This window comes from Sporosarcina jeotgali (assembly GCF_033304595.1).
Classification (GTDB): domain Bacteria; phylum Bacillota; class Bacilli; order Bacillales_A; family Planococcaceae; genus Sporosarcina; species Sporosarcina jeotgali.
On the sequence record NZ_CP116341.1, the window covers coordinates 154,462 to 178,490 of the forward strand.

Annotated in this window: 25 protein-coding genes and 2 riboswitches; of the genes, 18 read left to right on the forward strand and 7 right to left on the reverse strand. The window is 42.5% G+C overall.

From position 1 onward, the window contains the following. Positions 1-9: 9 nt before the first annotated feature. Positions 10-1,236, reverse strand: a complete 1,227-nt coding sequence (pepT, locus tag PGH26_RS00820; RefSeq protein ID WP_323692143.1) for a peptidase T — start codon at positions 1,234-1,236, stop codon at positions 10-12. A gap of 129 nt (positions 1,237-1,365) precedes the next feature. Continuing rightward, the gene (locus PGH26_RS00825; protein ID WP_323692144.1) at positions 1,366-1,587 is read right to left on the reverse strand and encodes a DUF2187 family protein; all 222 of its coding nucleotides are present in this window, start codon (positions 1,585-1,587) and stop codon (positions 1,366-1,368) included. Positions 1,588-1,831: 244 nt separating this feature from the next. On the opposite strand from PGH26_RS00825, the gene PGH26_RS00830 reads away from it, so the two are divergent. Both PGH26_RS00830 and PGH26_RS00835 read left to right on the forward strand, forming a co-directional pair. Further along, positions 1,832-2,098, forward strand: a complete 267-nt coding sequence (locus tag PGH26_RS00830; RefSeq protein WP_323692145.1) for a metal-sensitive transcriptional regulator — start codon at positions 1,832-1,834, stop codon at positions 2,096-2,098. A gap of 523 nt (positions 2,099-2,621) precedes the next feature. Continuing rightward, positions 2,622-2,737: riboswitch (SAM riboswitch) on the forward strand. Between the two features lie 114 nt (positions 2,738-2,851). Beyond that, positions 2,852-4,141 carry an O-acetylhomoserine aminocarboxypropyltransferase/cysteine synthase family protein gene (locus PGH26_RS00835; RefSeq protein ID WP_323692146.1) on the forward strand — a complete coding sequence of 430 codons (1,290 nt, stop codon included), beginning with the start codon at positions 2,852-2,854 and terminating at the stop codon, positions 4,139-4,141. A 49-nt stretch (positions 4,142-4,190) separates the two neighbouring features. Here PGH26_RS00835 and PGH26_RS00840 read toward each other — a convergent pair whose 3' ends face one another. From PGH26_RS00840 to PGH26_RS00855, 4 genes are all read right to left on the reverse strand, one after another. After that, positions 4,191-5,687 (reverse strand): BCCT family transporter, encoded by a 1,497-nt coding sequence (locus PGH26_RS00840; RefSeq protein WP_323692147.1) that lies wholly within the window; start codon positions 5,685-5,687, stop codon positions 4,191-4,193. A 294-nt stretch (positions 5,688-5,981) separates the two neighbouring features. Then, the gene (locus PGH26_RS00845) at positions 5,982-6,263 is read right to left on the reverse strand and encodes a hypothetical protein (protein WP_323692148.1); all 282 of its coding nucleotides are present in this window, start codon (positions 6,261-6,263) and stop codon (positions 5,982-5,984) included. Between the two features lie 412 nt (positions 6,264-6,675). Beyond that, entirely contained in the window at positions 6,676-6,906 is a 231-nt protein-coding gene (locus PGH26_RS00850; RefSeq protein WP_323692149.1) for an excisionase family DNA-binding protein, read from the reverse strand. Positions 6,907-6,919: 13 nt separating this feature from the next. Further along, entirely contained in the window at positions 6,920-7,405 is a 486-nt protein-coding gene (locus tag PGH26_RS00855; RefSeq protein WP_323692150.1) for a QueT transporter family protein, read from the reverse strand. 9 nt (positions 7,406-7,414) lie between these two features. Beyond that, positions 7,415-7,459, reverse strand: a riboswitch (PreQ1 riboswitch). A gap of 134 nt (positions 7,460-7,593) precedes the next feature. Between PGH26_RS00855 and PGH26_RS00860 the strand changes: the two genes are divergently transcribed. Together PGH26_RS00860 and PGH26_RS00865 are read left to right on the forward strand one after the other, a co-directional pair. Further along, positions 7,594-7,818: a KGG domain-containing protein gene (locus tag PGH26_RS00860; RefSeq protein ID WP_323692151.1), complete on the forward strand. Its 225-nt coding sequence runs from the start codon at positions 7,594-7,596 to the stop codon at positions 7,816-7,818. 242 nt (positions 7,819-8,060) lie between these two features. Beyond that, entirely contained in the window at positions 8,061-8,390 is a 330-nt protein-coding gene (locus PGH26_RS00865) for a four-helix bundle copper-binding protein (RefSeq protein WP_323692152.1), read from the forward strand. A 127-nt stretch (positions 8,391-8,517) separates the two neighbouring features. On the opposite strand, the gene PGH26_RS00870 is transcribed toward PGH26_RS00865, so the two are convergent. After that, the gene (locus tag PGH26_RS00870; RefSeq protein ID WP_323693440.1) at positions 8,518-8,700 is read right to left on the reverse strand and encodes a hypothetical protein; all 183 of its coding nucleotides are present in this window, start codon (positions 8,698-8,700) and stop codon (positions 8,518-8,520) included. A 135-nt stretch (positions 8,701-8,835) separates the two neighbouring features. Between PGH26_RS00870 and PGH26_RS00875 the strand changes: the two genes are divergently transcribed. The 14 genes from PGH26_RS00875 (at position 8,836) to PGH26_RS00940 (ending at position 23,876) form a co-directional block, all read left to right on the forward strand. Next, complete coding sequence (locus PGH26_RS00875) at positions 8,836-9,525, forward strand: response regulator transcription factor (protein WP_323692153.1); 690 nt, start codon at positions 8,836-8,838, stop codon at positions 9,523-9,525. After that, positions 9,503-9,682 carry a hypothetical protein gene (locus PGH26_RS00880; protein WP_323692154.1) on the forward strand — a complete coding sequence of 60 codons (180 nt, stop codon included), beginning with the start codon at positions 9,503-9,505 and terminating at the stop codon, positions 9,680-9,682. Before PGH26_RS00875 ends, PGH26_RS00880 begins: the two co-directional genes overlap by 23 nt. Continuing rightward, complete coding sequence (locus PGH26_RS00885) at positions 9,682-11,904, forward strand: sensor histidine kinase (protein WP_323692155.1); 2,223 nt, start codon at positions 9,682-9,684, stop codon at positions 11,902-11,904. The genes PGH26_RS00880 and PGH26_RS00885 overlap by 1 nt, the downstream gene beginning before the upstream one ends. A gap of 354 nt (positions 11,905-12,258) precedes the next feature. Next, on the forward strand, positions 12,259-13,188 hold the full coding sequence (locus PGH26_RS00890; protein ID WP_323692156.1) for an NAD-dependent epimerase/dehydratase family protein: 930 nt from the start codon (positions 12,259-12,261) through the stop codon (positions 13,186-13,188). A gap of 17 nt (positions 13,189-13,205) precedes the next feature. Then, a complete protein-coding gene (locus PGH26_RS00895) occupies positions 13,206-13,976 on the forward strand; it encodes a YveK family protein (protein ID WP_323692157.1) in 771 nt (256 codons plus the stop codon). 28 nt (positions 13,977-14,004) lie between these two features. Beyond that, entirely contained in the window at positions 14,005-14,547 is a 543-nt protein-coding gene (locus PGH26_RS00900; protein WP_323692158.1) for a CpsD/CapB family tyrosine-protein kinase, read from the forward strand. A 20-nt stretch (positions 14,548-14,567) separates the two neighbouring features. Continuing rightward, complete coding sequence (locus PGH26_RS00905; protein ID WP_323692159.1) at positions 14,568-16,034, forward strand: oligosaccharide flippase family protein; 1,467 nt, start codon at positions 14,568-14,570, stop codon at positions 16,032-16,034. Next, positions 16,021-17,259 carry an O-antigen ligase family protein gene (locus tag PGH26_RS00910; RefSeq protein WP_323692160.1) on the forward strand — a complete coding sequence of 413 codons (1,239 nt, stop codon included), beginning with the start codon at positions 16,021-16,023 and terminating at the stop codon, positions 17,257-17,259. The genes PGH26_RS00905 and PGH26_RS00910 overlap by 14 nt, the downstream gene beginning before the upstream one ends. A 13-nt stretch (positions 17,260-17,272) precedes the next feature. Further along, complete coding sequence (locus PGH26_RS00915) at positions 17,273-18,325, forward strand: glycosyltransferase family 4 protein (RefSeq protein ID WP_323692161.1); 1,053 nt, start codon at positions 17,273-17,275, stop codon at positions 18,323-18,325. A gap of 63 nt (positions 18,326-18,388) precedes the next feature. Beyond that, a complete protein-coding gene (locus PGH26_RS00920; RefSeq protein WP_323692162.1) occupies positions 18,389-19,759 on the forward strand; it encodes a sugar transferase in 1,371 nt (456 codons plus the stop codon). 32 nt (positions 19,760-19,791) lie between these two features. After that, positions 19,792-20,973: a glycosyltransferase gene (locus tag PGH26_RS00925; RefSeq protein WP_323692163.1), complete on the forward strand. Its 1,182-nt coding sequence runs from the start codon at positions 19,792-19,794 to the stop codon at positions 20,971-20,973. 34 nt (positions 20,974-21,007) lie between these two features. Continuing rightward, positions 21,008-22,384, forward strand: a complete 1,377-nt coding sequence (locus PGH26_RS00930; RefSeq protein WP_323692164.1) for a sugar phosphate nucleotidyltransferase — start codon at positions 21,008-21,010, stop codon at positions 22,382-22,384. Positions 22,385-22,401: 17 nt separating this feature from the next. Next, positions 22,402-23,385, forward strand: a complete 984-nt coding sequence (locus PGH26_RS00935; protein WP_323692165.1) for a hypothetical protein — start codon at positions 22,402-22,404, stop codon at positions 23,383-23,385. Positions 23,386-23,609: 224 nt separating this feature from the next. Further along, on the forward strand, positions 23,610-23,876 hold the full coding sequence (locus PGH26_RS00940; RefSeq protein ID WP_323692166.1) for a hypothetical protein: 267 nt from the start codon (positions 23,610-23,612) through the stop codon (positions 23,874-23,876). Positions 23,877-24,029 lie beyond the last annotated feature (153 nt).

Sequence of the window (24,029 nt, forward strand, 5' to 3'; positions counted from 1 at the left end):
AACGCCTCCTTATGCACGGGATTCGTAAAGTTTTACAGCTTCAATAATGACTTGAGCCGCTTTTTCCATTGTCTCTGCAGATACAAATTCGTAGCGTCCGTGGAAGTTTTCTCCCCCGGCAAATATATTAGGCGTTGGAATACCCATATAAGAAAGTTGTGATCCGTCAGTTCCGCCCCGAATCGGTTCAATAATGGATGAAATCTCTAAATTGTTGAATGCTTCGGAAATGATATCCACGATTTCCATATGAGGCTTGATTTTCTCACCCATATTGAAGTACTGATTTTGCAATTCAAGCTCAACCGCTTCCTCGCCGTAATCAGATTGCATTTGTGAAACGGTATCGAAAAACAATTTCTTGCGTGCCTCATAGGAGTCCTTGTCGAAATCACGAATAATATATTCCAGCACTGTCTTCTCAACTGAACCGTGGATGTCCATTAAGTGAATGAATCCTTCACGTCCCTCTGTTAACTCAGGAATTTCTAAAGCAGGCATGGCCGCTTGAAATTCTTGTGCACGTAAAATGGAGTTCACCATTTTCCCTTTTGCAGTGCCTGGATGAACGTTTGTTCCTTTGAATGTAACGCGTGCACCGGCTGCATTGAAGCTCTCATATTGCAATTCGCCAAGCGGACCGCCGTCCATCGTATAAGCAAAGTCGACACCAAATGCTTCTACATCGAATTTGTGCGGGCCGCGTCCAATTTCCTCATCCGGTGTGAAAGCCACGCGTAATTTACCGTGCTTCACTTCAGGATGCTGTTGGAAATAAGCCATCGCCGTCATGATTTCTGCAATACCAGCTTTATCATCTGCGCCAAGCAGCGTTGTTCCATCCGTTGTAATCAACGTCTGACCGATATAATTTTGGAGTTCCGGGAAACGGCTGACAGAGAGAGTTGTGTTCTCATTCAACACTAGATCACTGCCTTCATAGTTATCATGACGCTGCGGATTCACATTCTTACCTGTGAAATCAGGTGATGTATCCACGTGCGCTAAGAAGCCGATTACAGGGATCTCTTTGTCTGTATTCGCAGGAAGTGTAGCAAACAAGTAGCCGTTCTCATCGAGCGTAATGTCTTCCATGCCTAGTGTTGTAAGCTCTTCCTTCAATAGATGCAGCAAATCCCACTGGTTAGCAGTCGACGGTGTTGTCGAACTCTTTTCATCAGATTCAGTGTCAATCTTTGCATAGCGAATGAATCGTTCTAATAGCTGTTCTTTCATAATATCTAAAAAGTCCCCTTTCAAATCTATGTAGTAATAAGCGGCTGCATGTGTTTTTGAGAATGAACAGACGACAAAACCGACAGAACTAGTGCGATCTGCCGGAGGTTGAAGTCGGTGCGCTGTAGATTATTCGACTGTGTAATTTTTATGAGCGACAACGGTTAGTGTGGAAGCGGCGCCAATCAGATCAGCGTCTTCTTCTGAAATTTCTACAATAACGGAGTTCTCTAAGATCTTGTGGATTGCCCCTACAACGAAAACATCATTACGTGTGAACGAAATCTTTTCGCCAATTTTACGCGCTGCGATAAAATCAGAGACAGGATGTTCCTTACGCGGAAAAGCCAAACGAATCCCTCCTCTAGTCTGTTTCGATCTCTTTAGAATTGTGAAGACCCATGGCCATTCAGAAAAACAGACAGTGTGTCGTGCGGTTGGCCCGATGGTTTGGAACAATAAAATTTGTAATACTGCTATAAGTATAGCATAATTCGAACAATTTCGCGCTTTTCATGTCGAAGGAAGTGGATTTGATTGACGATATACCAGAAGGGGTATAACATGTACATAATGTTGAGAGGAGGCCAGATCCATGGAATACGATGCAAAAGTGGTGAATCGACTAAAAAGAATTGAAGGTCAAATTCGCGGAGTCCTGCGGATGATTGAAGCTGGTGATGAATGCAAAGACGTCATAACACAGTTATCTGCGTCTCGCTCTGGAATCGATCGGACTATAGGGTTAATTGTAAGCACGAACCTGATTGCTTGTATGGAAAACGAAGAGTTGTCGGATAACCCGCAATCGAAAGAGGCACTTGTTAAAGAAGCTGTCGACTTACTAGTAAAGAGCCGCTAACTGCGTGCTCTTTTTTTGTGGGATTAAACATTAAAGTCTTCTAACGGTTCTCTCATCAAGTCCTAATAAACATCACAGTTCTGGAAGAGTATGCATCAATTGCTTCTGTCATCGACCCAGCAAGCTTCACTGCACGTGTTACTGAAGACAACGTGAATAACCCCACAATCTTGCTAACGGACGCGAGCAGTTCAAAAGCATCTACGTAAAACGCACAAACATGCTCAAAATCATCAACCTAAAAGGCGGCCAAATTTTCTACGGCACAGCTTAATAATTAATTCTTACCCGCAAACCAAAGTCTGCCCAGATTTTGGTTTGCGGTTTTTTTGTCCCTTTTCTGTGCAGTTGTTTGTCCTGCGAGAATCCGTTGACTGAAGGTGCAGGCGGCGGCTCCGGCGGAAATCGAACCCCGTTTAATTAGTAAACACGAAACTATCAAACAATTTTGATTTAACTGTTGACTTTCTATTTTCAAGCACGTATACTCAGTTCCAAGATGGAAAACTGAATAAGTCACAAACTCTTATCAAGAGCGGCGGAGGGACTAGGCCCTGCGATGCCCGGCAACCGGCAAGCATACCAGCTTGCAAAGGTGCTACTTCCTACAGATCTATTGTTAGATCTGAAAGATAAGGGGAAGTGCCAGCAATGGCAGATCCTCTTCTATCGGTAGAAGGGGGTTTTTTTAGTTTCCCCATCACCCGTCCGGTGTGCGCAGTTCCATCAAACTAATTTCCGGAGGTTATGTATATGACAAATTTTCAACCCGAAACCCTGTTACTGCACGGTGGTCAAGAACCAGATCCAACGACTGGGTCACGAGCTCTTCCTATCCATAGAACTACATCATTCGTATTTCGTGATACGGACCATGCCAAGAATCTTTTCGCACTGCAAGAGGCTGGCAACATCTACACACGTATCACGAACCCGACAGTCGCTGTGTTTGAAGAACGCATCGCGTTACTTGAAGGGGGAACAGCAGCCGTTGCACTCTCATCAGGCATGGCGGCAATCGCATTCTCCATCTTGAACATTGCAGAAGCCGGTGACGAAATTATTGCAGCGTCCAACCTATATGGCGGTACGTACAATTTGTTCGCTGTAACGTTGCCGAAGTACGGGATTACTGTTAAATTTGTCGACTCAACTGATCCGGAAAACTTCCGCAGTGCGATTACGGAAAAGACCAAAGGGATCTTCGCTGAAACAATTGGCAACCCGAGCCTGCAAGTGCTCGATATCGAAACGATTGCATCGATCGCGCACGAAAATGGCGTTCCGCTTTTAATCGACAATACATTTGCCTCCCCATACGGATGCAACCCGATTGAATTTGGTGCTGACGTTGTTATCCATTCTGCAACAAAGTGGATTGGCGGTCACGGAACGACAATCGGCGGAGTGGCAGTAGACGCAGGGAAGTTTGATTGGACACAAGGAAGATTCCCAGGCTTCACAGAGCCGGACGAATCATATCATGGATTGCGTTACGGCATCGACACGGCAGGCGCTGCATTCGCGACAAAGCTCCGTGTTCAAGGACTGCGTGATTTCGGCCCGTGTCTCGATCCGGACAGTGCGTTCAACTTCCTGCAAGGCTTGGAGACGCTTCATCTGCGAATCCAGCGTCATGGGGAAAATGCTCAAAAGGTTGCGCAGTTCCTGAAAGAACATCCATCGGTTGACTGGGTTACCTACACGGGTCTCGACGATCATCCAACAGCAGATCTTGCTAAGAAATACATTAAAAATGGGGCAGGTTCTATTATTGTCTTCGGAATTAAAGGCGGACGTGACGCAGGACGCCGTGTAATCGATAACGTAGCCGTCTGGTCCCACGTAGCGAACGTCGGGGATGCAAAGTCGTTAATTATCCATCCGGCTTCTACGACGCATCAGCAGCTGTCTGGAGAGGACTTGAAAAATTCAGGGGTAACAGAGGAACTCATTCGTCTCTCGGTCGGTCTTGAATCAGCAGAGGATATTATTGCAGATTTGAAACAAGCGATTGAAAAAGCAGTACCCGTTACTGCGTAATTAACACAAAAACACCGGAATCCTCATATGGATTCCGGTGTTTTACTAGTTAATGTTTCGGACGTTTACTATGCTTCACGTCTTTTTGCAGCTCCTTAAAGAGCGCAGTGACCATAAACAGTATGATGAACGAAAACGGCAGTGCTGCGATAATAATCGTGTTCTGCAGCGCGGAAAGACCTCCGACAGATAGCAAAATAATTGCAATACCTGATTGGATGAGCCCCCAAATCATTTTGACACTGTTAGGCGGGGTCAGCGAGCCGTATGTCGACTGCATTCCAAGAACAAAGGTCGCTGAATCCGCTGAAGTGATGAAAAACGACGTAATGAGCAGAATTGCAAATGCTGATGTTAACGTAGACCATGGCAGCTGACTAAACAGTTGGAAAACAACGATCTCCGTGTTAGCAGAAGCTAAATCAGCAGCACCTGATTTCTGAATTTCAATCGCAGTTGTTCCGAACGCGGAGAACCAGATGAAACTAAGAATACTCGGTGCGAGCAATACCCCTACCATGAATTCACGGATGGTACGCCCTTTTGACACACGTGCGATGAACATACTGACGAATGGTGCCCAAGAGATCCACCAAGCCCAATAGAAGATTGTCCACGTGTCGAGCCATTCCCGATTCCCGGCATTCAGTGGAGCGGTACTTAAACTCAAGTCGATAAAGTCAGACACATAGCCTCCGACTGAATCTGTAAAGATGTTCATGATGAGCAAAGTAGGTCCTAAGATGAGCATGAATCCAAGTAATGCCAGTGCTAATACTAGGTTCGTATTTGATAGGTACCGAATTCCTTTGCTAAGTCCAGACCATGCAGACATGATGAACAGGACAGTAACAACAGAAATGATAATAAATTGGGACCGTATGCCGATTTCAAACCCGAACAAATAGTTCAGGCCGGCATTAATTTGAACAGCGCCAAAGCCGAGAGACGTGGCCACGCCGAATGACGTTGCAAAGACAGCGAGGACATCGATGATAGTTCCCCAGGGCCCTTTCATTTTGTCGCCAAAAATCGGCTTCAGTGTTGCTGAAATTAATCCTGGTTCCCCTTTGCGGAATTGGAAATACGCTAAGCATAGCGCTACGATTCCGTATAAAGCCCAAATGTGGATTCCATAATGAAGAAAAGTTTGACGCATGGATTCTCTGAAAGCCGCATTGGTTCCAGGCTCTGCAGTTGCAGGGTTTACCGCGAAATGTGAAAGTGGTTCAGCAGCGCCATAAAAGACGAGCCCGATCCCCATTCCAGCTGAAAACAGCATTGCAATCCAGGTGATTGTGGAGAATTGTGGACGATCCGTGTCTTTCCCTAATCGGATTTTTCCGTAGGGACTGAAGATTAAGTAGATACTGACGCCAACTAATAGCGTCATTAATAACATGTAGTACCAACCGAATGCAGTGGACACGAAGTTTTTCACGATGCCGGTCCCAGCCTCAAAACGCTCTGGATCAATGACACCGTAGCCAACGGCCAAGACGATTAGACCAATCGTTATATAAAAGACATTTGATATTTTTCTCATGGTTCCCCCTTAGTGACGATAGTTTTCACAAGCAGTTTACCACTATACTATTGATTATGAAGAAGTGCAACCGTATAGCCAGCGCGCCCGAGGGGAGTTCTAAGCTTATGGATTGTTTGTATTATTTACAGTATTCAATGAAGGTAAACCCAAAAGAGAGCTTTCCGTGAAATAAAGTTCAGGCATTGTCACAAAGCTGCGGGGAAATGCTCATAAACAAGTGCAGTTGTAGCCGATTCGTTGTGTCAGCACGTGGAGTCTGGTGAAAACAAGCGGAGCGCTTCCAATTAGTTCCTAAATGGGTGCGAGTTGTGTCCCGTGGCTGATTAATTCTCCTGTGTGGCCGATTGTTTGCTGGATGTGGCCGATTGTCTGCGCCATGTGGCTGATTCTTCTGGCTATGTGTCCGATTCTCTTCGGGATCTGTCCGATTCCCAGCGTCAGCAAGTGGAGTCTGGTGGAATTAGGCGGAGTGCTTCCAATTAATCCCTTAATGGATGCGAGTTGTGTCCCGTGGCTGATTAATTCTCCTGTGTGGCCGATTGTTTGCTGGATGTGGCCGATTGTCTGCGCCATGTGGCTGATTCTTCTGGCTATGTGTCCGATTCTCTTCGGGATCTGTCCGATTCCCAGCGTCAGCAAGTGGAGTCTGGTGGAATTAGGCGGAGTGCTTCCAATTAGTTCCTAAATGGGTGCGAGTTGTGTCCCGTGGCTGATTAATTCTGCTGTGTGGCCGATTGTCTGCGCCATGTGGCTGATTCTTCTGGCTATGTGTCCGATTCTCTTCGGGATCTGTCCGATTCGCTGTGATGGCAGGTGGAGTCTGGTGGAAACAAGCGGAGCGCTTCCAATGAATCCTTAACATTCCTTGAAAGGTGTCCACTGCTTGAATTATTCACCAAGAGTACCGCCTTCCGCGCCTATAGCCCATTCATCACAATAAAAAACGGAAGAGTCATCAGTTCATGACTGATGACTCCCCCGTTTTTTAATCTTCATCTTTAATGTCGCGATCGGGCGGTATTGGTTCACTCCGCCACTCATCGATTTGCTGCTTAAGCTGCTCCAGCTGTTCAAAGTAGAGACCAAATTGGCTTTCATTGATCAAGAATTGGGTACCGTCGTGGACGGAACGGATTCGCTTGTCCAATACATATTGTCGGACCTGCTCAACCGGCATTCCTAATTTGACAGCAGTCTCTTCAATCGTCAGATACATCCTTCATCCTCCGTCAAATCAATTTTGAGAGCGGCAGCCGTTTATTCAACGTATGCATCAGCGGAATTCCGATAGCCATCACAATGAATTCACTAATGGCCAGATATCCCCACGTAATCCAGAATGGGAGGCCGAACACTAAATGCAGCTGCCATGAGATGATGCACATCGTGGTCGTAAAGACAGCCGTATTGACCATCATCCGTTTCACGGGACTCGTGATTCTTTTAATTAGAAAAAGGGTGATGCTTAACGAAATAATCGAATGGCCGACTCCGAATAGAAGGTCCATGGGGCCGACTTCCGATAATAGTAAGTTCGATACAAAGACACCGATAATGATGCCTGCGAAATATTTTTTATTGAAAACGACCAAATGGTTAAAGATTTCAGCTAGACGAAACTGGATGTTCGTAAAGCCGAACGGGGCTAAGACGATCATAACGGCCACGTAAAGTGCCCCAATGATGCCGCTTACTGCAAGTGTTTTTGTTTTCATTTCCTTATAAGCTCCTTAGTTTTTTTTCGTGGGAGGATTTCGAACCACGTATTTTGAACGCTATTCAGTTTAGCACTGAATGAGAGATTCGTACAGGGGATGAATCGACGATATAAAGTTTGTTCCGAATAGAACTGGGAATATAGGGAGTAACTATAAACAGCACGATTATGTTGGGAGGACTGAAGATGACCGAGCAAGAGAATAATGAAAAAATGTCGAGAGAAGAAGCTGGACGCATGGGCGGGAAGGCAACAGCGAAGAAGCATGATAAAGAGTTTTATCAAGAAATCGGTAAAAAGGGAGGACAGGCAACCTCGCAAAATCATGGGAAAGAATTCTATGAAGAAATTGGACAAAAGGGAGGAGCAGCCCGCGCAGAACATAGGAGTAAAAAAACGGATGACAGCTAAAGCATAAGAGAATTTTCACTTTTACTATCGGATGAAAAGGTGAGACGAAGACACACATGTACACGATTTAAATGAAGAACCATTAAAATAAGTATGGATCGATGTTTTCTTCAAAGCAGGAGGGGAACATAAAAAAGAGTACTATCTAAAAGGCAGGCAGTTGGCGCATATCACTTCCATCCTCACTAGACGGAGCATATGTCCGCGACTGGCTGCTTTACTTCATTGAAGGAGGAATTCGTATGACCTCTCAACAGTATGAGGAATGTTTAAAAGCGTGTATAGAGTGTTTAGAGGCATGTAACACTTGTTTTGACGCTTGCTTAAAAGAAGATGATGTGAAAATGATGGCGGAATGCATTCGTCTGGATCGGGAATGCGCGGATATTTGCACGCTCGCAATTCAAGCGATGACCCGCGACAGCCCGTTTGCGAAAGAAATTTGTCAGTTGTGTGCTTACATTTGTGATCATTGCGCTGAAGAGTGCGGCAAACATGACCACGAGCACTGTCAGCGTTGTGCAGAAGCGTGTAAGAAATGTGCGGAAGCTTGCCGTAAGATGCTTGTTTGATTTTTGGTAACGGTTTGACGATTCGTAGAGGTTATTAGATTTGAAAGTATATCGTAGGTTCAATCCTTTGAAATTTAAAAACACAATCCTTCGTCCATATTCAGGGCGAGGGATTGTGTTTATTTTATTAGCGATTTGCGTCCTTCTGATCCATTCCTTGCCCTGCTGCTTTCTTCTTTTTCTTCGCTGCATCATTCTGTCCAATGACATCAAAATCATCTGGACTCAAATCCATGCCGTATCCGAATTCTTCACGGCCCAGCTGCTTAGCTTTCTGCTTTCGTTTTTCCTCTTTATTCAATGAAATCACCTCCATTGAAAAGTATGTGCATCCTCAAAAGAATCATTCCCCCGCACATCTTAAGAATTTCTTCATACTTTCCCTTCTCAAATGTTAAGAAGTCCCTGTTACAATAAAACTATCGAGCAAGAAAGAGGTGCGGTTATGGCAGCGATGACGATTTTGGTCGCGGATGATGACAAAGAAATCCGTGATGGCATAGAGATCTATTTGAAAAACGAAGGATACCGTGTGTTAAAAGCGGCAGATGGCCGGGAAGCGCTGGATCTGCTTAGCAAAGAAGAAGTTCACTTGCTGATCCTCGACATCATGATGCCGAACATGGACGGCATCACCGCGACATTCAAAATTCGCGAAGCGCAAAATGTTCCCATTATTATGCTGAGTGCGAAAGTAGAAGAATCGGATAAAATTCATGGTCTTTCCGTCGGTGCAGATGATTATGTATCGAAGCCGTTCCAGCCGATGGAATTGATGGCGCGTGTGAAATCACAATTGCGGCGCTACGTCCAGCTCGGTACGTTTGACGGCGGAACGACGCTTGAAATCGATGGATTGGTGCTGGACGAAGAAGCGAAAACGGTTACTCTTGACGGCACACCGGTTAAATTGACGCCAACTGAATTCAAAATAACAGAGTTGCTTATGAAACATCCTGGACGCGTGTTTTCCATCAATGAAATCTATGAGCGTGTATGGAACGAAGAGGCTTACAATGCGGAAAACATTGTGGCGGTTCATATCCGTAAAATTCGTGAAAAAATTGAAGCTGATCCGAAAAATCCGCGATATGTAAAGGTGGTGTGGGGTGTTGGGTACAAAATCGAGAAATAATACTGCACTTTTCTGGTCTATTACTTCCATCGTCATTGCGCTCGGAAGTATCGTTTATTGCTTCCCGCATATTACGGATCTTGCGAGTAACGGCATCGCCCGAACCACTCGAACGGTAACGTACTTCATCCAAATTATAAAAGGAGGCACAGTGTGATGAAACGTTACACACCGATAATGATATGGGCAGTCCTAGTGACGATTGCGATTAGCGGGCTCGTGACAGTCACGAGCCGCGGACCAGAATTAGTATTAAAAAGCTTTCCACAATCCGAACAATTTCAAAATTACCTGGAAGATATCTATAAAGACCTTGGACGGACAGTCTTAAACCCGATTGACTTGGAGGAGGCAGAGAAAAAACTGACTGTTTCACCCTCTGAAATCCAAGTGTACCGCACGTATTACGGCAGTTTGGCAGAGCAGATAGACGATGTTCAAATGCAGTATGAAGACCAAATTCGGGAAGCCGAAGCCAAGCCCGACGTTAAACAGGCTTTAGTTGATGAACGGGACGGGAAAATTGAGGACATCCGGAAGAACTTTGAAGACGATACTTATGTTGAAAACAAAATCTTGAACGGAAAGAAACATCAATTGGCACAACTGATAAAAGACTACAAATCTAGAAGTATGGGTTCCGCTATACCTGTTGCGTATGATTTGGCTCAGGTCGCGGGAGGAGAAACTCACAAGAAATGGGAAGTTAGCGGACCTTTTGGATACGAGCATAAGTTCAATGGAAACACCGGTTATTTGAAGGTAGAAGGCCTGGACACAGACTTTTACGACAGTGCCAGCGGGATCTCTACGTACACAGATGAGTTGCATAACGCGGTTGGCATCAACTTATCGACCGAAGACATGAATGCAATTTCTCCAGCGTCTGTTCTTTATAAGGGCAAGGTTGCTGTTCCTTCCTCAGTATTCCAAAAAGGCGGTGTGCTCTACGGGGAAGCAAAGCAATACCAATCCATCAAGATTATGCTTATCCTGTCAGGGATTGCAGGAATCGCTGCACTGATTGCACTCTTTACGGTGTGGAAATTCAAATGGGCATGGTTTAAAGATCTTCCATTAACGAAAAGGTATGATGAGCTTCGTATTGATGTGAAAGCAGGAGTATTTCTAATCCTTTTGTTAATTGTGATGAACTTTGTACAGAATGCATCTTTTAGAATGAATAACATGGTACTCGAAGGCTATTCATTTAGCATTCCCAGGGTCGTATGTATGTTCGTGATAAATGCCATTTGTATTGCGTTTCTGACATTCCAAGCTGGAAATGCAATGACGCGTTATCAACAGCCTGGGGTCTTCGAAAAGGATGTGAAGAATAGCTACATGTGGCAACTTGCAAATAGCATGAAAGATGTATTCTTGAATCGTTCGATTGCTATCCAGACATTTATCTTACTGATTGGGTTTTTCCTTGCAGGAGTAGGTTTTGTCGGCTCGGCAGTTGCCGGAGGATTGTTTGTGATTTATATGTTTTGCGTATTATTCATCGGGTTGCCAATCTTGTTCATCTACATGCGCCGCATGGGTTACTTAAATAGAATTTTCAAAGCGACAGAAGATATGGCAGCTGGAAGATTGAACAGTGATATCAAGGTGATTGGACGGTCGCCGTTCGCTAAACATGCGGTCAATTTGAACAATCTGCGTGAAGGCGTGGAGCAATCAGTTAGCAGCCAGGCGAAAAGTGAGCGATTGAAAACGGAATTGATCACAAATGTAAGCCATGATTTACGGACGCCCCTCACGTCAATCATCACATATACGGATTTGTTGAAAAACCAAAATTTATCTAATGAAGAGCGGGCAGAATATGTAGACGTGCTGGACCGGAAATCGCAGCGTTTGAAGACGCTGATTGAAGACTTGTTCGAAGTCTCTAAAATGTCGAGCGGGACGATGGAGTTGTACAAACAGCGAGTCGATCTCACCCAGCTGGTTCAACAAGCCATTGGGGAACATACAGATAAGATGGCGGAAATCCCGCTTGATTTTAGGGTGTCGGTTCCCGAAGAACCTATGCCTGCAGTGCTGGATGGACAACGATGGTGGCGGATGCTTGATAATTTAATTGGCAATGCATTGAAGTATTCACTTCCAGGCACACGGGTATTTGTAACACTGCGTGAAACCGGCGGTATGGCGGAGTTCATCATCAAAAATATTACTGCGTATGAGTTGAATGAAAACGTGGATGAGCTGTATGAGAGGTTCAAACGAGGAGATGCCTCACGTCATACGGATGGATCTGGTCTTGGCCTTGCGATTGCACAATCAATTGTTGACATGCATGGGGGCACGATGGCAATTGACGTAGATGGCGATTTGTTTAAAGTGACAGTTCGTGTACCGCTGGATTAACTTCAAATGAAGGCTGTATTTTAAGCACTGCTTTTAGCAGTGCTTTTTTTGCGTAGAATTTTTACGCGTCCGCTACAAAAATGATACATAAACGAATATGAAGAAGCATAATATGGATTCGGCAGTAACTATGAACATCTTTCTATCATGGAAATTTTGAACAGGACCTATTTACATTATAGAACCAGCAGTTCTATATGTTTCGTGTCGTTCATATAAGTAGTGTTTATCTAATCCCGCAGGTTTTAGCTGGTTAGAGACTTCCAATTGTCGGCAGGAATAAGGAAGTGCAACTAACGTTCGATTAAAGGTTCATTAGTTGCTATTTTTAATGACGGGAAAGAGGCGAAGGCGATGAAAGTGCTGGTGACAGGCGGGGCAGGATTTATCGGATCGTACGTTACTGAGGAGTTAATTGCACAAAATCATGAGGTTGCAGTAATAGATAACCTTTCAACAGGGAAAATGAGTCAAGTTCCTAAATCAGCTGTTTTCTATAAAGGAGATATACGAAAAAAAGAAATAGAAAAGTTTTTTGCTGACTTTCAACCGGACTGTGTCATTCATTTAGCTGCCCAAGTGTCTGTAGCAAAATCTTTACAAGCACCATTAAACGATAGTGAAGTAAATATTATTGGCACGATTAATGTACTGGAGGCATGTGTGAAATATCATGTGAAAAAAATAGTTTTTGCTTCAACGGCTGCATTATACGGAAATCCGGGGTATTTGCCGCTTGATGAGGACCATCAAATGAAGCCTATTTCATTTTATGGATTGTCTAAAAAGCATGCGGAAGCATATATAAGAATGTTTTCCAGACTGCACGGGATCACTTACACCATTTTGCGTTATGCCAATGTATATGGAATGAGACAAGACTCGAATGGAGAGGCAGGAGTCGTGTCGATTTTCATTGATAACTTTTTGAACAATCAACCTCTTACTATTCTGGGAGATGGGAATCAAACGAGAGATTTTATTTTTGTGAAAGATGTAGCCAGAGCCAATGTGATTGCGTTAACGAATGGAGACAATGAAATCATTAACATTGGTACACAAAAGGAAACTTCAGTGCAAAACATCTTAAACGAATTGAATGAGATAACCGGAAGGGACATAGTGCCTGTTTTTCTTGAGGAGCGCCCTGATGATATTAAGAACAGTTGCTTAGCGAACGAAAAAGCGAAAACTGTACTTGGATGGGAACCATCGTATTCATTTGCTGATGGGCTGAATATGACGATTAGATACTGTGAGCAAGAAATGTTAATACAGAGCTGATGGAAGGAGGCGCTGTTATGCAAAGAGAGATGACTCTAAAAGATTTCTTTTTTTTAATTAAGAAAAGAATTCTTCTGATCAGTGTGACAGCGGCTGTCTTAGTTGCCATTACCGCACTGGCTGCATTCTATATTTTTAAACCGGTATATGAAGCCAGTGAATATATCCTGGTAGGTAATTTACAAAACAAAAACCAAGAAAATTCCTATGAAGAAACTCAAAAGATTCCACGTATGATGGCGTCTTCTGTAGATTTTATTAAAAGTCCCATTGTATTAAATGCAGTGAAAGAAGAATTAGGGTTAAAAGGACACTCATTTGATGGGAAATTAGTAATTAGAAACAACAAAGACTCTCAGCTCATTATCATTACTGTAAAGGATCAAGACGAAAAACTGGCCAGAGATATCGCCAATACGACAGCAGTTATCGCCATCGATAAAATGAATGGCCTCCTTCAATTTGATCAAGTGAAACTTCTTGGGAAAAATGATGATGTTATTAAAACCAATAATGAACTAGCTGCACTAGCTATCGCTTTAATCGCAGGACTATTAGCTGGTATTGGACTAGCAGTCGTCCGCGAGCAGTTAGATAGCTCGTTTAAAAGAGAAGGGATTGTAGAAGAGTTGCTCGGTGTACCGCTTTTAGGAAGTTTTAGCGAGAAAATAGAACTTCAAAAGATTGGCAGGGGAGCATACCCCTATAGTGGCCCAGACGATGAAAGGAGGTCATTGGTTGTTCAGGAAAAGAAAAGACAAGTGGATAAAGCAACTGAAGTCTCCTAGAAGATGGGCAGGAACAGAGCAAATCCGGATGATCAGAATGAATACACAACATATATTGAAGAACGAAAGGTGTATTTTAATGGTAACCTCCCCGGAAGATAATTCCGGTCAATCACTGATCTCTTTGAAACTGGCAAGTTCATTTGCTGAAGCAGGAAAAAGAGTGCTGCTAGTAGATATGAATTTCAGAGGACCTATTATTCATCGTCTGTTTGATATGCCAAATACTAAAGGATTAAGCAATATATTAAGAGGAGAACAAGGTGAAATTTCTAAAGTATCCGTTGATAATCTGCATTTTCTTCCCGCAGGTTCCTTGCCGATTTACCTAGAGAGCTTAAGTAAAATTGAACAGCTTCTAGTTGCATGGCATCGAATCTACGATGTCATCCTATTGGATACTCCAGCATTTTTGACAGCTGCAGACTCACAACTGGTTTCTTCAGTTTGCAGTGGTGTCATCCTGGTGATTCAGGAAGACCAGACAAAAGAAAAGGATGCTTTGCAGGTGAAAAAAGTTTTGAATAGAGCTAACACCCAGCTATTAGGAGCAGTATACCAAACAAGTTGAAGATGTGTGGGTGAGCATTCGTGAAACGTGAGAAAAAGAACTCCATTGGTAAAAATGCAGTTTATTTATTTTACAGCACAATCTTTTCTAGTGGACTTAACGCGGTAACACTTATAATTTTGGCAAAGTATTTGGACTCTCAAAGTTATGGAATGTTTAGTATTGCCTTAGCGTACGCCTTGATTATGGGCTACTGCACGGATGCCGGAATAAGTGTCGCGGTACTCCGTGAAGGTTCTAAGAACGAAGTGAGTCTGCCTGAATTAATCTCATCCTTTGTCAAAGTCAGGCTTGTGTTATTAGGGGTCACATTTATAGCGGGGTATTTCTTAATCCAATTACTTTATCAGAATCAGCCAGAGCTGATGAAAACTATGTATTATTTAATGCTGCCTATGGTGACAGGATTGGCATTGCAGAGTATTAGTATTACTTACTTTCAACTAATAGAAGAAATGCAGTACTTAGGCCTGATTCGTATTTGTTCAGCTGTGCTGCTTGTCGTTTCTGTTTTAGGCGGGATGATGCTGGCATTGCATCCGTTCTTGATTTGCCTGTTATATGGAACTTCGTATTTACTTGCAGGAATCGTGGGGATTCACTTGGTAGGAAAGAGGACCACCATCCACTTTAAGCATGCGTTCCATAGAGGATTGCTAAAGAATGTGACGTCTTTCATTATTAGTGGTTTGCTGGTCGTCCTGCTTCCGCAGCTGGGACCTATTGTGCTGGAAAGGACATTAACTCTGAAACAGGTTGGTTTTTTTGCTGTTGCCTATCGTATTCCTTCTGCGCTATATCAAATCCCGGGAGTACTCGCAGGTGCATTCTACCCGGCACTGTTTAAGAGCTATCACAGCAAAGGTGAGGCGGCGCATTTACAGCTAAATCTGCTTCAAGTAAAAATGATGGCATTAACAGGCATGGCGATGACAGTATCCTTCTTTTATATACCCGAACTCTTAATTAGAACGTTGTTTGGAGAACAGTGGGTATCCGCTTCTAAAGCTTTGCAAATTTTGTCTTTCATGCTAGTACTGCAAAGTATTAATGTAGCGCTGGCTGATGGGCTGACAACAAAAGCTCTGCATTATCGGAGAACAGCGATTCAGGCAGCAGCCCTCATATTTGGAATTGGTTTCTATGTTGGGTTTAGTCATCAGTTTGGTATCGAAGGTGCGGCGTGTGCCGCAGTGGGAATCGAGCTGATTTCTTTAGCGGGATATTGGGTATTAAACCCGGCTAAGAAAGCGCTGGCAGTGAACATGTTAATTCCTTATCTATCCTTCTTTAGTGTTCTATTTGTAATCATGAATTATTTCCTCTCCGAATCTCCTGTGCTCGCTGCATGTCTTCACTTATTGTCTTTAACAGTGATTCTGGCAGCTGATCGAGGATTGCTGCATAAACTGAGGGCGTTAATAGTTAAGGATAAAAGAGCGGAAGCAGAGACGATAGAGCGGGGGATAGGGGATGGACTTTCTTAAATCTGTCACTCAAAAAGAGCGGCATACCGGCCTGTTTTTGATACTTTTTACCTTCATGCTAAGTAATTATAACGTGTATATTGGTTTTTATTTAAAACCGTATATGATCCTTCTAGTTATTTTCTTACTCTTTCATCTCTCTTCATTTTCGTTTCAAAAGATGTACTCATTTGAAATAATGCTTCTTTTATTTTATTTGTTTTACGTTTTGACGGGCGCTTTTTCTGCATATCCATTTGCAAGCATCCGCATGATGGCGGGGATAGCTCTGCTGATTGGCTTTTATTTCATATTAAAGTTTGTCTTGAGAACGTATTCGGATTTCGCAATTCAAGAGGCGATTGCGAAATCTGGATTACTTTTTAATGGCGCCAGTCTTCTGATGTATATAGCTGGCATCAAAAAAATGGGGCTGCAGGCGGCTGAGGAAATGTCGGTCAGTTATGGCGTTCTCTTCGACAGGGATTATCCAAGGCTAGTCGGTTTGCTGCTAGATCCCAATTTGTTCGTGTTCTATAACTCTATATTCTTTGCATACTTCCTAACGAATATGACCAGTTTGAGAAATAAAATCGGATTTGCACTATGCACGCTCACAACGGTCCTGACTTTTTCAAGAGGCGGTATTCTGGCAATGTTCCTCATAATTTTAATCTATATCGTTATCAGCAATTCTTCTAAAAGATGGAAAACACTGTCGGCGATGGGGATGATCTTCATACCAGCTGCATATTTTGCAGTATTCATTATGAAAATTAATGTAGGTGCACTTCTTGGGGGAAGGATTGAGGACTTTTCGAGCGATGGAGGAAGCGGGCGTTTTGAGCTATGGGGACGGGCATGGGAATACTTTTTAGCACATCCAGTTATAGGAATTGGAGCAGATAACTTTATCGAATACAACAATATTCAATATGGTGAAAATCTGTACACACATAATACACTGTTACAAATTTTAACGGAGTCTGGCTTGTTAGGATTTACTTTATATGTCTTATTCCTGCTCCTGGTTTTTGTTCAGCTGCTGAAAAGACGCTTAATGAAAGAGCACATGTATTTACTTTTAATTTTTATAGCATTTCTATTGCAAATCATGTCGCTTTCTTTAATTATTCATGAAGTATTTATTCTTTACCTCGCTATTCTTTCTGTAACTCTTCAAAGGGTGGAGAAGGTATATGGTGAAAATGATCATAAGACCTCGAACGTTCAACTGACTCTTTAGGAGGATACTGGAAATGAACGTGTTAATAATGACAGATAAACTCATAACAGGCGGAGCTGAAAACTACTTTTGTAAATTGGAAAATCAGCTAAAGCATCCTGAGTATGTTTTTTACACAGCAGCCGGACCAGGAGAGCTTTTCGAGCAAATTCACAATAAAGTACACTTCAGTCTCTTGTCGCGCAGTAATCATCTTGCGAACTTGCTGACAATTAAAAAGAGGATAGTGGAGTCAGAGATTGGTCTAATTCATGCAAATAGTTTAAGAATGGTCTTGTATGCTGTAGTCCTGAAAAAACTCCTCCCTAATAAGCCATCGATTATCTATACAAAACATAATGTCACGATGATGGAAAACCGTTTTCGTAACATCTTTGTTTCGTTAGTAAATCGACATCTTACTAGAGTTATAACCGTCAGTGACGATGAACGATTAAACCTCTTGCAACTGGGCGTTCAGACAGAAAAGGCAGCAACCATCTATAACGGAGTGGACTTGCGAAAGTTCAGGTATTATCCAAAAAAGCAAACAGACACCTTTAAGGTGGGAATCCTCGCAAGACTCTCGTCAGAAAAAAACCATGAATTATTTCTGGAAATTGCTAAAAGACTCAAAAGTGACCGTCATATTCAGTTTTATATAGGCGGAGAAGGACCGGAATACACAAAAATCCATCAAATGATTGAAAATGCCGAGCTGACACAACACGTGCATATGATGGGGGATATAAGGAATCCAGAGAAATTCATTGGTGAGATGGATGTGCTTCTTTTAACTTCTCATCGTGAAGTATTTCCAATGGTGATTCTTGAAGCGATGGCTGTTGGCACCCCAATCATTTCCGCGAATACAGGCGGCATTAAAGAAGCAATTAATAGCGACAACGTAGGGTTTCTTGTATCAGACTACTCGATTGATGACTTTTGTAAGTACATTAATGTGATGAAAAACAATCCATCGCTGAGACTGAAAATGGCGGAAGATGCTAATCTGCGGGTCCAGAAAAACTTTTCTTTAGAAAAAATGATTAACGCAACGATGGAGCAGTATTTGCAGAAAAGATAAGGAACAAATGCTGTAATTATAATCTTATAAAGAAGAAGCTGTTCAAATGGAGGAGGGGTTGCAATGTTAAGGAATAGCGAAAGGCGCACTGGAAAAATGTTACTTGTATTAGTCGATATTGCGTTAATTCATTTAGGTTACATTACTGCTTCCTTACTTTTGGATAGTGCTGCCTCTCCTTTAGGTAATGCTCAATCAGTAACGTATATAGCAGCGTTAACATGCAGTGTTTTGTATCTCTTCGGCTTTTATTCGGGTTTGAAGCGAAAAGGGTTTACCCATTTAATCTATATCATCCTTTTTTCTATAACCATTACTGCATTTTTATCGATTTTGGGCGGCAGTTATTATCTTATGCACGATCTTTCACTCGAAATCGTTTTAACCGCGAGCTTGATTCATATCCCTCTTTTAATAGCAAGCCGCTTAGTTTTTTGGCAAACGATAAAGGGACTTCATGGGAAGAAAAAAGTGCTGATTATCGCGAATGATGAAACCGGCGGAATTGCGCTAGCTGACAAGCTTCGTTCGCATTATAAAGGCTGGTATATCGCCAATGGCTTGTTTCTGGCAAGCGGGGAAAATCGGCTGGGAGATTATTTGAATGATATCGATGTTGTACTGATCAGTCCTTTGATCGATGAAAAACAAAGAACGCGACTTGTTAGTCTGTGTGTGAAGTATGAAAAGGAAATACTGATTGTCCCTCAATTCTTTGACCTGTTTCTACAAGGATCAGTTCAACAGCAAGTGGATGACATGCTTGTTCTTTCAATCCCAGCGGTAAAGTCTACGATCGTCAATCGATGGGTCAAACGTGCTTTTGACTTAGTTGGTTCCTTTATATTGGTGCTGGCCGCTAGTCCGGTAATGATTCTTTTATGGGTGTTAATACGATTAACGTCTAAAGGTCCGGCATTGTTCAAGCAAGAGCGTCTTGGAATAAATGGAAAGCCTTATTTAATTTATAAATTCAGAAGCATGGTTCAAGATGCGGAAAAAGAGACAGGACCTGTATTGGCGACAGAGCGCGATTCAAGGATAACAACTATTGGCAGATGGATGCGGGCTGCACGGCTTGACGAATTGCCGCAATTGTACAATGTCGTGAAAGGGGAGATGAGCCTTGTTGGACCGCGGCCGGAGAGAAAGTTTTTTTGCGATCAATTCCAGCGGGAGATGGAGGAATATTCTTACAGGATGACTGTGAAACCTGGACTGACAGGACTTGCACAAGTAATGGCAAAATATACAACTACAGCTGAAGATAAGCTGAGATTTGACTTGATCTATATTCGCCATTACTCACTTGGAAGTGATATTAAAATTGTCCTGCAGACAATTCGGATACTTTTTCAGCGCGGGCAGGCAGCAGGGACGGGAGAAATCAATAATCAGAAGGAAACGGAAGTTATTCCAGTTACCCGAATATAATTGCGCTTCAATTTGAATAGAGGGGATAGCACATGAATATCTTATTTATTACTCATCGAAAGCCGGAAATTCCCGGTAAAGGGGATCAAGTGAGAGCGTATCAGCAAATAAGAAGTTTAGTGAATAAAGGACATACCGTTCACTGCCTGTATCAAGAAAATGAGGAAGCATCCTGGTGCTGCGGTTCTTCTTTATTGAACGGTGTGAATGATGAAAAGTACAAAATGAATGCAAAAAACAATCGTTTTTCAATTTTAAGGAGCTTTCTTTTTAAAGGATATCCATTAAGTGTATCGCTCGCTTCATTTCCTATTTTAAACGTGCTTCTTGAACGGATTTTAAGTGAAACGCAATATGACGTTATACACGTGCAATCAAAAATGCTCCATAATTTCCAGTCATTAAATACCTCAGGTTCAAAAGTGATTGTGGACTATATTGATGCAATCAGCCTGAACCTGGAAAGAAGATACCAGTGGTCAAATAATCCATTCGAAAAGCTGATCGTCCGGGGAGAATTGGGGAGGATGAAAAGGTATGAACTGTTCATAAAAACACAAAGTTCCAAAGCCATTATTACCTCTCCGGCGGATAAGGAATTTCTTCATTCCAGACGGGTCAAAGAAGTAGATATAGTTCCTAATTATATTGACTTGTCCTACTTTCACCGGAATCTTTCGGAAAACAGAATGAAGGCATTAGTATTCACTGGAACCATGGACTATGCCCCTAATGTAGACGCAGCCAAAAGGCTTGTGAAAGAGATTTACCTTCCGCTTAAAGCAAAAAACCCTGATTTGGAATGCTGGCTGGTAGGAGCAAATCCTGCAGCTGACATAAAAAAATTGAACAATATCCCTGGCGTTGTTGTAACGGGATTTGTAGAAGATATTAGGCCGTGGCAATGGAAGGCGGCTGTCTATGTTTGCCCTTTGCGTTTTGGTGCCGGTCAGCAAAACAAAATATTGGAAGCAGCGGGTCTTGGTTGTCCGATAGTCATGAGTACGATAACCAATTCAGGAATTGGTTTTACCCATCAGGAAGAAGCGTTTGTTTGCGAACATAATGAAGAATTTATTAAGGAGATTGAACGACTTTTGAACGACCATGAATTAGCAGGAATGGTAACTGCGAAGGCAAGCGATTTTGTGTCGGAACATTTCTCGCAGAAAAAAGTAGGTGACCAATTAGTTTCAGCATACACAGCATCATAAACGCCCAAAAGAAAAGTGAATAGGAGAATCAGAATTGGAATTAATTTTACTATCTGGTGGATCTGGAAAACGCTTGTGGCCATTATCAAATGAATCACGATCAAAACAATTTCTGCAAGTGCTTGCTGATGATGAGGGTCTGATGGAATCGATGTTACAAAGAGTGTGGAGACAGCTGGATAAGGCTGGTCTGCAGCAATCTGCAATGATTGCCACAAGCAAGTCTCAGGTAGATGCAATTCAAAACCAAATTGGTTCTGGTATTCCTCTTAGTATTGAACCCGAAAGAAGAGATACTTTTTCTGCAATCGCCCTTGCCGCTGTCTACTTATATTCTGTCAAAGGGGTTGGTTCACAGGAAGTTGTTGCAGTACTTCCTGTTGATCCGTATGTTGAAGAAAGCTTTTTTAAACGAGTAGCTGAGTTAGAAGACACACTTAATAACTCCCATGCAGACCTTGCATTAATAGGGAAGAAGCCGACATTCCCATCAGAGAAATATGGCTATCTGACTCCAAAAAGTGATAGTCAGCAGCTGGAGTATTTAGAGGTCAGTCATTTTAAGGAAAAGCCTGCTTATCAGCAAGCAGCAGATTTAGTAGAACAGCACGCATTGTGGAATACAGGCGTGTTTGCGTTTAAGTTGGAGTATATACTGTCAATCCTGGAGGAACGGGGATTGCCAATCGTATATGATGAACTTTACAAAAAGTATTCGCTTCTGCCTAATCGTTCATTTGATTATGAAGTTGTCGAAAAAGCGGAAAAGGTAGTCGCTCTTCCTTATGAAGGAGAGTGGAAAGACCTTGGCACATGGAACACGCTAACAGAAGAAATGGCTGAAAATGAAATCGGGAACTGTGTAATGACTGAGAATTCCTCCAACACCCACTTAATAAACGAGCTGACTATTCCTATTGCGGCAATCGGTGTGAAAGATCTAATTATTGCAGCAAGCCCCGATGGCATTCTGGTTTCGAAAAAAAGTGAAAGTCCGCGAGTTAAAGAACTAATAGACGGCGTGAACAAACGGCCCATGTACGAAGAACGGCGATGGGGCTGGTATCGCGTACTCGATCATATGAAGGTAAGAGACGGAGCCGAGGTAATTACAAAACGCATATGTATAAAAGCCTCAAAAAATATTAGTTATCAGACACATAGCTATCGCCATGAAGTTTGGACAATCATTAAAGGTACTGGGGAATTCGCTCTTAATGGCGAACTGTACTCCGTGAAAGCGGGAGATGTACTGCAAATTCCGATAGAAGCAGCGCATGGTATAAAGGCAATTACAGATTTAGAATTTATTGAAGTTCAATCGGGTTCTAAGCTTATAGAAGAAGATATCATTCGCATATACATGAAGTGGGATGAGGTGGTGACGCATTGTAGTGCAGTTGTGAGCTAGGAAAGCGGATGATTCAAATGAAAGTAAAAAATGTTCTAATTCGATATATAGCGATTATTGTCATCAACATTGCCGTTGTTCTCTATTTAATGTGGAACACCGATATATGGGGGAGTGCGCATGTGGAACAAAAAAGCCTGAACCAACAGGGAGATACGGTAGAGGTAGAAGATTTCATTACAAGTGAGAACGGCCAGACAGAAGATTATTCAAAGGCAATTCAGCAGGCTATTGATTTTTGTGCCGTGCAAAAGAAAGAAAAAGTAAAGTTAAGAGCCAATAAAGTATATACAATCAAATCCGGTTTTACCGTTAAAAAAGGTGTAGAACTAGAGTTTGGGACTAATTCTGTCCTATCCGTCAAAGGGAACTATCGCGTGCTGACGGTTGAAAAGGATTCAGTTATTAGGAACGGGACGATTCAAATAATGGATCCAGTCTTTCAATCAGAAGTTATTTTCCTAAAAGGCAATGATCAGTATGATGCTTCGAATAAGACTCGGATTGAAGACATGACAATTATCAACAAAAGTAAAAGCAACAAGGGGACGGGTCTTTCCCTTTATGCCAAAGGAAAGTGGCACAATATTAGCTTTGTCTTGTTTGAAAATATCTCAATCGCAGGATTTAAAACAGCCATCCAACTAAAAACTGAGAATCCTGGGGCTGGAACTTACAGTTGGATTAATGCGAATCACTTTGGAAATATGACGATAGATGATTGTGTGACAGGGATACAAATCATAGGTTCTATTACGATTCCAAATGAAAGCTCTGGTAATCTTTTCACAGGATTACAAGTACAGTTGACGGAGCGATCTAAACAATTACTAATAGCAGATAGTTCATATAATAAGTTTGATGGAATGGTTTGGGACGTTCAACGTGTTACAGGTTCAGGTCCGATTGTGTTATTTTCAGCAAAAACAGAGAATAATAAATTGGATATGAATGTAGCAGCTAAATTAATAAGTGATAAAGGGCAAAATAATAGTTACTAAAGAAAATGTCTCATTGCACTCCTATGGATGGAAAAGTACCGCTGCCCTTCAAGTCAGTACAATGAGCACTGTTTAGGTGACATTAGCTTTGTCTTTACCAAATGAGACTTGTGGGGAGAATCGTTCCCGCAGTCTTATTTTTGTTTGAATCACAATAATTCAGGGAATGGTATAAGGATAACGAAGGCTATTAGTTGAAATGGAATACGGGAGGAGTGATTGGAATGACCATTAAAGACGGTAAATATCCAAACAAGGAAGACTTAGAACCCAAAGTGCCTAAACAAGGGAAGCCAGCGGGACCTGCGGATGAGCTGCCATTGTCTGATCCTGCCGATTCGAATTACACCCATGAGTTTCTTGAGAACGAACGAGACGAAACCGGGGAACATGCTCCTTCTGTATTTACGGAAAATGAGGAAAAGACCTCTCAGCGCACACATAATGAAAAAGCCCACTCCGAGTGGAATGCATCTAAACGCAACACATAAGCCAGTTGACTGATTCAGTCGGCTGGTTTTTCTCTGGGCGAATTGATTGGCGAACTGCACGGAGTACGGACGAACAGGCCTCCGCTTTTTCAAGATTTCAAAGTTAGCAGGTTTACGGATTGCCGTTTATAGGAATAGGTTACTAGACTATTT